Below are 6,705 nucleotides of genomic sequence, written 5' to 3' on the forward strand. Positions count from 1 at the left end.
ACCGGCTAATAATAGTGTCAGGCCCTGAATTTGCAATATGATTAACCGCTGTAATGGCAAACGGCTAGCTTTCCGGGCAAAAAAAAACCGGCGTGCCAGCGCCGGCTTGATCTGCGCAATCATCAGCTAGTCGTTAAAGCTAAGCTGTGGCATGACGTCACGCACCTGAGCAAGGAACTCACGACGGTCCTGACCACTCAGGCCTTCCATACGCGGCAATTTCGCCGTCAGCGGGTTTACCGCCTGATTATTGATCCAGATTTCAAAATGCAGGTGTGGTCCGGTAGAACGGCCGGTATTACCCGACAGCGCCAGCCGATCGCCCCGTTTTACCTTCTGCCCTGGCTTGACCAGCAGTTTTTTCAAGTGCATATAGCGCGTCATATACTGACGGCCGTGACGAACGGCGACATAGTTTCCGGCCGCCCCGCCATTTTTCGCCACCACCACTTCACCATCACCGACCGCCAGCACCGGCGTGCCAATTGGCATCGCAAAATCAACGCCACGGTGTGGCGCAATGCGTCCGGTCACCGGATTTAGCCGACGCAGATTAAAGTTAGAGGAAACGCGGTACTGTTTAACCGTCGGAAAGCGCATGAAACCGCGCGCCAGACCGGCGCCGCTGCGGTCATAGAATTTGCCGTCTTCGGCGCGAAATGCATAGTAACTTTTACCACCGGTTTGCAGACGCACGCCAACCAGCTGACTCTGCTGGCGCTTACCGTCCAGTATTTCCCGTGACATTAATACGGCAAAACGGTCGCCTTTACGCAGCTTACGGAAATCAAGCTGCCATTGCAGTGACTTAATCACCGCGCTGATTTCATTGCGCCCAAGGCCGGCAGCCTGAGCACTGGTGACGAAGCTGCCGTTTAACTGGCCGCGCACCACCTGATTCTGCCACTCCCCTTTTTGTATTTCGGAAGAGGCTTTAAAGCCATTGGCGCTGCGATCGTACGTGCGGGTTTCCCGTCGGTTAAGCTGCCAGGTGAGCCGCTTAAGATCGCCATCACCGATTAACGTCCAGGAGAGTTGCTGGCCAACCTGTAATGCGCGCAGATCTTTATCGGCTTTAACCAGCGCATTGACGTCGGCCATATCAATATCATACTGATTAAGTATGCTGCTGAGCGTATCACCACTGGAGACAACGTAGTCATGGGTGCCCGCCTCGGCAGAGACATCCTGATCGATTTCATCCGGAGGCAGATCGTCTTCAGGTTCCGGTGCAGACTGATCGAGCGGTTCACTGGCCTCCGGCAACAACGACCTCAGTTCGTTTTTTTCCAGCGCGATTCTTTTGATGACGCCCGGCGTGTCGCCGTTATCAGGATGGTAAACAAAAGGCCGCCACACAGCGACGGCGAGGGTAATAACAGTCAATGATCCCAGCATTACGCGGTGGGGGCGCGGTAACGTATTAAACGCTATGGCGACAGAGCGGGCTATCTGCTGCACTTGCTTTTTTCCTCTTATGCTCCTTTCAGGCAGCGCGTATACTGGCTCGATAGCTGTGAGAGGAATTTCACATAACTATCTTTACCTAAGCGAACGTCAATACCCAGCGGGTCCAGCGTGCCTTTACGCACCTGCGTTCCCCGGGCAACGGCATCAATCACGGCCGGCCTGAATTGTGGCTCAGCGAAAACACACACGGCTTTCTGCTCAACCAACTGTGTTCGTATGTTATGTAAGTGCTGCGCACCAGGCTGGATTTCCGGGTTGACGGTAAAATGCCCTGAAGGCGAAAGTCCGTAATGTTTTTCAAAATAGCCATAGGCGTCGTGAAAAACGAAATAGCCCTTATCTTTTACCGGTGCCAGCTGCTTTTCAATATCTTTATCAGACTGCGCTAATGCTGCCTCAAAATGCTGCAGATTGGCGTCTAATTTGTCTCTGCTTTGCGGCATAAGTTCCAATAATTTTGCATGAATTGCAACAGCTGTGTTCCTTGCTATTTCTGGTGAAAGCCATAAGTGCATATTATATTCACCGTGATGATGATGTTCAGCGCTATTTTCATCATGATGATGTTCGCTGGCCAGCTCCTGTTCTTCTTCAGTACTCCCCCGAATCAGCAGTGGTTTAACATCGGCAAGACTGGCAATTTCAAGAGATTTTTTTGCCGCCAGTTGCGCAACAACTTTAGGCATAAAGGCTTCCATTTCTGGCCCAACCCATACCACTAAGTCTGTGTTTCTGATGTTTTTTATATCTGATGGACGTAAAGAATAATCATGTTCAGAGGCTCCATCGGGCAATAATACTTTTACCGGAGTAACCCCATCGGCAATTGCCGCCACAATAAAGCCAACGGGTTTAATCGAAGCCACCACATTTGCCTGAACTGCAGTGGAAAATAACGCGCCTGAAATCAGTGCCAGTATGCCTGTAGCCAGCCGTTTTTTATTATGTAACATAATCCTTCAATCCAGAGTGACAGAGAAAATAGCTGTGATATTATAACATTTGTTAATTTCTGTAACCCACTAAATATCATGCCTGATTTGGTTTCTCTCAATAGCGTTTCCGTTGCATTTGGTGCACGCACTGTATTAAGCAATATTACATTGTCTCTTCGGCCGGGGCGTATTCTGACGTTGCTTGGTCCTAACGGTGCCGGTAAATCCACGCTGGTTCGCGTGGTACTTGGACTGATGTTGCCCGGCGCGGGCAACGTGACGCGTCTTGCCGGGTTACGCACTGGCTATGTGCCGCAAAAATTACAGCTGGATGCCACCCTGCCGCTCAGCGTGTCACGTTTTATGCGCCTGAAACCCGGCGTTGATCGCACCGACATTCTGCCTGCCTTAAAACGCGTCCAGGCAGAACATCTTGCTGATGCCCCGCTGCAAAAACTGTCTGGCGGTGAAACGCAACGGGTTCTGCTGGCCCGTGCGTTGCTCAATCAGCCTCAGCTACTGGTACTGGATGAGCCGACTCAGGGCGTTGATGTCAATGGTCAGGTCGCGCTCTATGACCTCATTGACCGTTTGCGGCATGAACTCCACTGTGCAGTATTGCTGGTCTCCCATGACCTGCATCTGGTGATGGCAAAAACCGACGAGGTGCTTTGTCTTAATCAGCATATCTGCTGCTCCGGCACGCCTGAAGTGGTGTCCACCCATCCGGAATTTATTGCCATGTTTGGTCAGCAGGGCGCACAACAATTGGGTATCTACCGCCATCACCATAATCATCGTCATGATTTACAGGGGCGCATTATATTACGTAAAGGAAAAGAGACGCTATGATTGCCTTGCTGCTTCCCGGCTGGCTGGCCGGACTGATGCTGGCACTGGCTGCCGGCCCCCTGGGATCCTTCGTGGTCTGGCGGCGTATGTCCTATTTTGGCGATACCCTCGCCCACGCCTCGCTACTTGGCGTGGCTTTTGGTCTGTTACTGAATATCAATCCGTTCTATGCCGTGATTGCCGTGACGATTCTGCTGGCTCTCGGCCTGGTGTGGCTTGAAAGGCGACCGCAACTTGCTATGGATACACTGCTCGGTATTCTGGCACACAGCGCACTGTCACTGGGACTGGTGGTTGTCAGCCTGATGGCCAACGTCCGTATTGACCTGATGGCCTATCTGTTTGGCGACCTGCTGGCCGTTACACCGCAGGATCTGATTAGCATCGCGCTGGGTGTGATGGCGGTGACCGGGTTGATAATCTGGCAATGGCGACCGCTTCTGGCAATGACGATCAGCCCGGAACTGGCCCAGGTAGACGGGGTAAATCTGGCACGCAGCAGGCTCATTCTGATGCTGATTACCGCATTAACCATTGGTGTCGCAATGAAGTTTGTCGGGGCATTGATCATCACCTCGTTGCTGATCATTCCTGCTGCCACCGCGCGGCGCTTTGCCCGCTCACCCGAGCAGATGGCAGCACTGGCTATACTGTTTGGTGCGATTGCCGTCACCGGCGGCTTGCTGCTTTCCGCGAGCTATGACACGCCTGCCGGCCCTTCTGTGGTACTAAGTGCCGCGCTGCTGTTTATCATCAGTAGCCTGAAGCGTCATCAAGCATAGCTTGCCGGACAGACCACGCAGCGTCTGTCCGCCTTCTCTTATTCCAGGCCCATTGCCCGTTGCAGGGTATAAAACAGGTCGGTCTGATCGGTCAGGCCAACCACGTTAGCAGCCTGCGGACCGTAAGCGGCAATACGCAGCTGCGTACCGGTATGCTCCATGGAATCCCCTTCTGCATTGCCATATGACAGCGTCATAACCGCGCCATCTTTGGTATTTAGTGACTGGGTCAATCCCGGAGCCCTGGCATCATTAGGGATAATCTGACTGGCATGGGCGTGGTCAGCCGTCACCACAACCAGCGTATTCCCCTCTTTACGGGCAAATGCCAGCGCCTTCTGAACCGCCTCATCTAAATCGACCGTTTCGCCAATCTGACCACAGGGGTTCGCTGCATGATCTTGTTTATCGATTGAAGCCCCTTCAACCTGCAGAAAAAAACCCTGCGGATTTTTACTCAGCAAGGCAATCGCTTTGTCGGTCATTTCTGCCAGCGTCGGGACTGTCGCCGCACGCGCCTGATTGACTTCGCAGGTCACCGGCTTCTGTTCAATATTACCGTGAAGTGTGGCTTTCGGACCTTTCCAGCGCACCGGCATATTGCCGTCGGCAAACAACCCTAGCACAGGTTTATCCGCATTGGCCTCACTCAGCGCATTCATAGTGGCAAGATCCGTCACCAGCTGATAACCGCGGATTTCAGCCTGTTGTTTCAGGGTTTTTCCTTGCCACTCACCGGCGAGCGCCTGTTCGTTAAATGTTTTTGCTCCCCCACCAAAAGTCACATCGGCCCGGGCATTAAGCAGCTGTTCAGCTATCGATCCTTTGCCCCCTTTTTCCAGCGCGTTTACCGGACATTTTTCACTGGTCACCTCAGGACCGTAACAACGGCGGGAGATAACATGTGCTATCTGCGCCGCAGGCGTCGCATCCTCCAGTTCCGCCGTCGACACATTGCCCGTTGCTTTACCTGCCGCTTTCGCGCGTTCCAGCAAAGTTGGATGATCCTGACCATTAACATCCACCCCAATCGCTCCGTTATAACTTTTTACCCCGGTGCTCCAGGCTGTAGCGGATGCGGCAGAATCGGTGACGTAATCAGGTTTATGTGTTTTCTGGTCGAGAGAATAATGGGTATACTGACCGGTCAGTGGCAACGCATCAATCCCTTTAAAGAAACCGCCAGCCCCTTCAGCATAGTTGCGCGCCGCGGTGATCTCTGAATCACCCATTCCGTCGCCAATCAACAGAATGACGTTTTTTGCCTGCCCGCTTTTAAGGGAATCTTTCAGCGCCTGTGTCTGATCGCCATCCAGCCGGCGTGCGCCACCCGGTTGAGAAACATCACCATGCGCCGCCCGCAGATAAACCTCACTATCGGCCCGGGCACCGGTGGTAGCACAGGCTGCCAGTAATGACAGGGAAAAAAGCCACTTATATTGCATCGTTTACCCTCGCTGAATTATTTCCAATTATTTCAGCGAGCCAGTCTGCGACAGATTTACGACGTTTTTATGACTATTCAATGTCACTAACGTGACGGTATCGCCGTGCACCACAGACATCAGGCTGGAAACTCACCGCCGGGTGCCCGGGTGCAGAGCGGCATCGTACAAGGCTTAACCGAACGGGTTCCAGGGTTAAAATTATGCTTGACCCACCCGCGCTGACTCCCTATATTACCGCACCGTTGCTACCTCAACAGGGAGCAGCGACAATGTGGTGAGGTGTCCGAGTGGCTGAAGGAGCACGCCTGGAAAGTGTGTATACGGCAACGTATCGGGGGTTCGAATCCCCCCCTCACCGCCATCTTAAGCAGGACAGTGCATGGACAAATACCCGATTAATAAGGGTCTCAGGAGAGCAATCAGACACTGGGCTGACAAGATACAGACAAAAAATGCACGTGAAATGCATGCGCATCTGAAAGCAAAAATAAAACCCTTGATTCACTCAGGGGCTTTTTCTTTTGTAACTTTATATAATATTTTACCATTCAGCAACAAACCAACTCCTGATGGTAAGCCTTACCTCACTATCGGCAGATTGCTGTACCGGGGCATGGCGGGCATCCAGCGAACAGGCCATCTCAATCCATTAAGTGACAGGAAACTCTTTATATAGTGTCGATATCCTGACATCAATAATCAACGCCACAGTTTTCCGTGATTCCCCGGCCAGCCTGCCCTCATTGCGCTGGCGTAAGTTTTGGCCGGCGACCACCCTTCATTCGACCCTGACTGCATCAAGGCCCGCCCGAATCCTTTCAACAATCAATTCTCTCTCCATATTTCAGCCAGCACGCCCAAGACGTGAAAAAAGATCGGGGAGAAAGTCTTAGGGGACTGACCTGGAAGGAAAGAAATTTGAATGTTTCCGTTTCTGAAAAAAGGCCACCTAAAGGCAGCCTTAGTTTCTTTCACGATTGAAGACTAGTAAATCTTTTCATGTATAGATATTTCTCTGAGTCCAATTCCTAATTTACGGGGGTGATGCCTCCAATTAGTAGAACATGTGTTTCTCGATAAACGCTCCAATGACTTTTTCGTGGATCTCAACTGAGCGCGAAAAGCAGATTGTTTTACGAGCCAACCGTTTAATGCGGGTGCGGAGCGTCAGGTTATTACGTTCAATGCGTTGGGTGAAAATTTTGCCCGTCAGATGCT

7 protein-coding genes, 1 tRNA gene and 1 pseudogene are annotated in these 6,705 nt (G+C 52.0%); 4 read left to right on the top strand and 5 right to left on the bottom strand.

Going from position 1 to position 6,705, the window contains the following annotated elements; translation table 11 throughout:
* Positions 1-126 precede the first annotated feature (126 nt).
* Both mepM and znuA read right to left on the bottom strand, forming a co-directional pair.
* Positions 127-1,461, bottom strand: a complete 1,335-nt coding sequence (gene mepM, locus BL249_RS04095) for a murein DD-endopeptidase MepM (RefSeq protein ID WP_099705364.1) — start codon at positions 1,459-1,461, stop codon at positions 127-129.
* Between the two features lie 14 nt (positions 1,462-1,475).
* Complete coding sequence (znuA, locus tag BL249_RS04100) at positions 1,476-2,423, bottom strand: zinc ABC transporter substrate-binding protein ZnuA (protein WP_099705365.1); 948 nt, start codon at positions 2,421-2,423, stop codon at positions 1,476-1,478.
* A 78-nt stretch (positions 2,424-2,501) separates the two neighbouring features.
* On the opposite strand from znuA, the gene znuC reads away from it, so the two are divergent.
* Complete coding sequence (gene znuC / locus BL249_RS04105; protein WP_099705366.1) at positions 2,502-3,257, top strand: zinc ABC transporter ATP-binding protein ZnuC; 756 nt, start codon at positions 2,502-2,504, stop codon at positions 3,255-3,257.
* Complete coding sequence (gene znuB, locus BL249_RS04110; RefSeq protein WP_099705367.1) at positions 3,254-4,039, top strand: zinc ABC transporter permease subunit ZnuB; 786 nt, start codon at positions 3,254-3,256, stop codon at positions 4,037-4,039. Before znuC ends, znuB begins: the two co-directional genes overlap by 4 nt.
* Before the next feature lie 38 nt (positions 4,040-4,077).
* Here the strand turns inward: znuB and phoA are convergent, their stop codons facing one another.
* Positions 4,078-5,484 carry an alkaline phosphatase gene (phoA, locus tag BL249_RS04115; protein ID WP_099705368.1) on the bottom strand — a complete coding sequence of 469 codons (1,407 nt, stop codon included), beginning with the start codon at positions 5,482-5,484 and terminating at the stop codon, positions 4,078-4,080.
* A gap of 276 nt (positions 5,485-5,760) precedes the next feature.
* On the opposite strand from phoA, the gene BL249_RS04120 reads away from it, so the two are divergent.
* Positions 5,761-5,848, top strand: a tRNA-Ser gene (locus tag BL249_RS04120).
* An 18-nt stretch (positions 5,849-5,866) separates the two neighbouring features.
* Positions 5,867-6,163, top strand: coding sequence for a hypothetical protein (locus BL249_RS04125; protein WP_099705369.1), 297 nt, complete (start codon positions 5,867-5,869; stop codon positions 6,161-6,163).
* Here BL249_RS04125 and BL249_RS19420 read toward each other — a convergent pair.
* Together BL249_RS19420 and BL249_RS04135 are read right to left on the bottom strand one after the other, a co-directional pair.
* Positions 6,137-6,360, bottom strand: a pseudogene (locus BL249_RS19420) (DNA-invertase); the annotation flags it as partial. The gene BL249_RS04125 and the pseudogene BL249_RS19420 sit on opposite strands and share 27 nt — an antisense overlap.
* Before the next feature lie 181 nt (positions 6,361-6,541).
* Positions 6,542-6,705: IS1 family transposase (locus BL249_RS04135; RefSeq protein WP_241898819.1), on the bottom strand; the 164-nt coding region annotated here is incomplete at its 5' end.

Source organism: Erwinia sp. OLFS4 (assembly GCF_002752165.1).
Taxonomy (GTDB): domain Bacteria; phylum Pseudomonadota; class Gammaproteobacteria; order Enterobacterales; family Enterobacteriaceae; genus Izhakiella.

Coding starts and splice junctions, on each gene's coding strand:
- znuB (WP_099705367.1), top strand. CDS start 3,254: ATGATTGCCTTGCTGCTTCCCGGCTGGCTGGCCGGACTGATGCTGGCA.
- phoA (WP_099705368.1), bottom strand. CDS start 5,484: ATGCAATATAAGTGGCTTTTTTCCCTGTCATTACTGGCAGCCTGTGCT.
- znuC (WP_099705366.1), top strand. CDS start 2,502: ATGCCTGATTTGGTTTCTCTCAATAGCGTTTCCGTTGCATTTGGTGCA.
- BL249_RS04125 (WP_099705369.1), top strand. CDS start 5,867: ATGGACAAATACCCGATTAATAAGGGTCTCAGGAGAGCAATCAGACAC.
- znuA (WP_099705365.1), bottom strand. CDS start 2,423: ATGTTACATAATAAAAAACGGCTGGCTACAGGCATACTGGCACTGATT.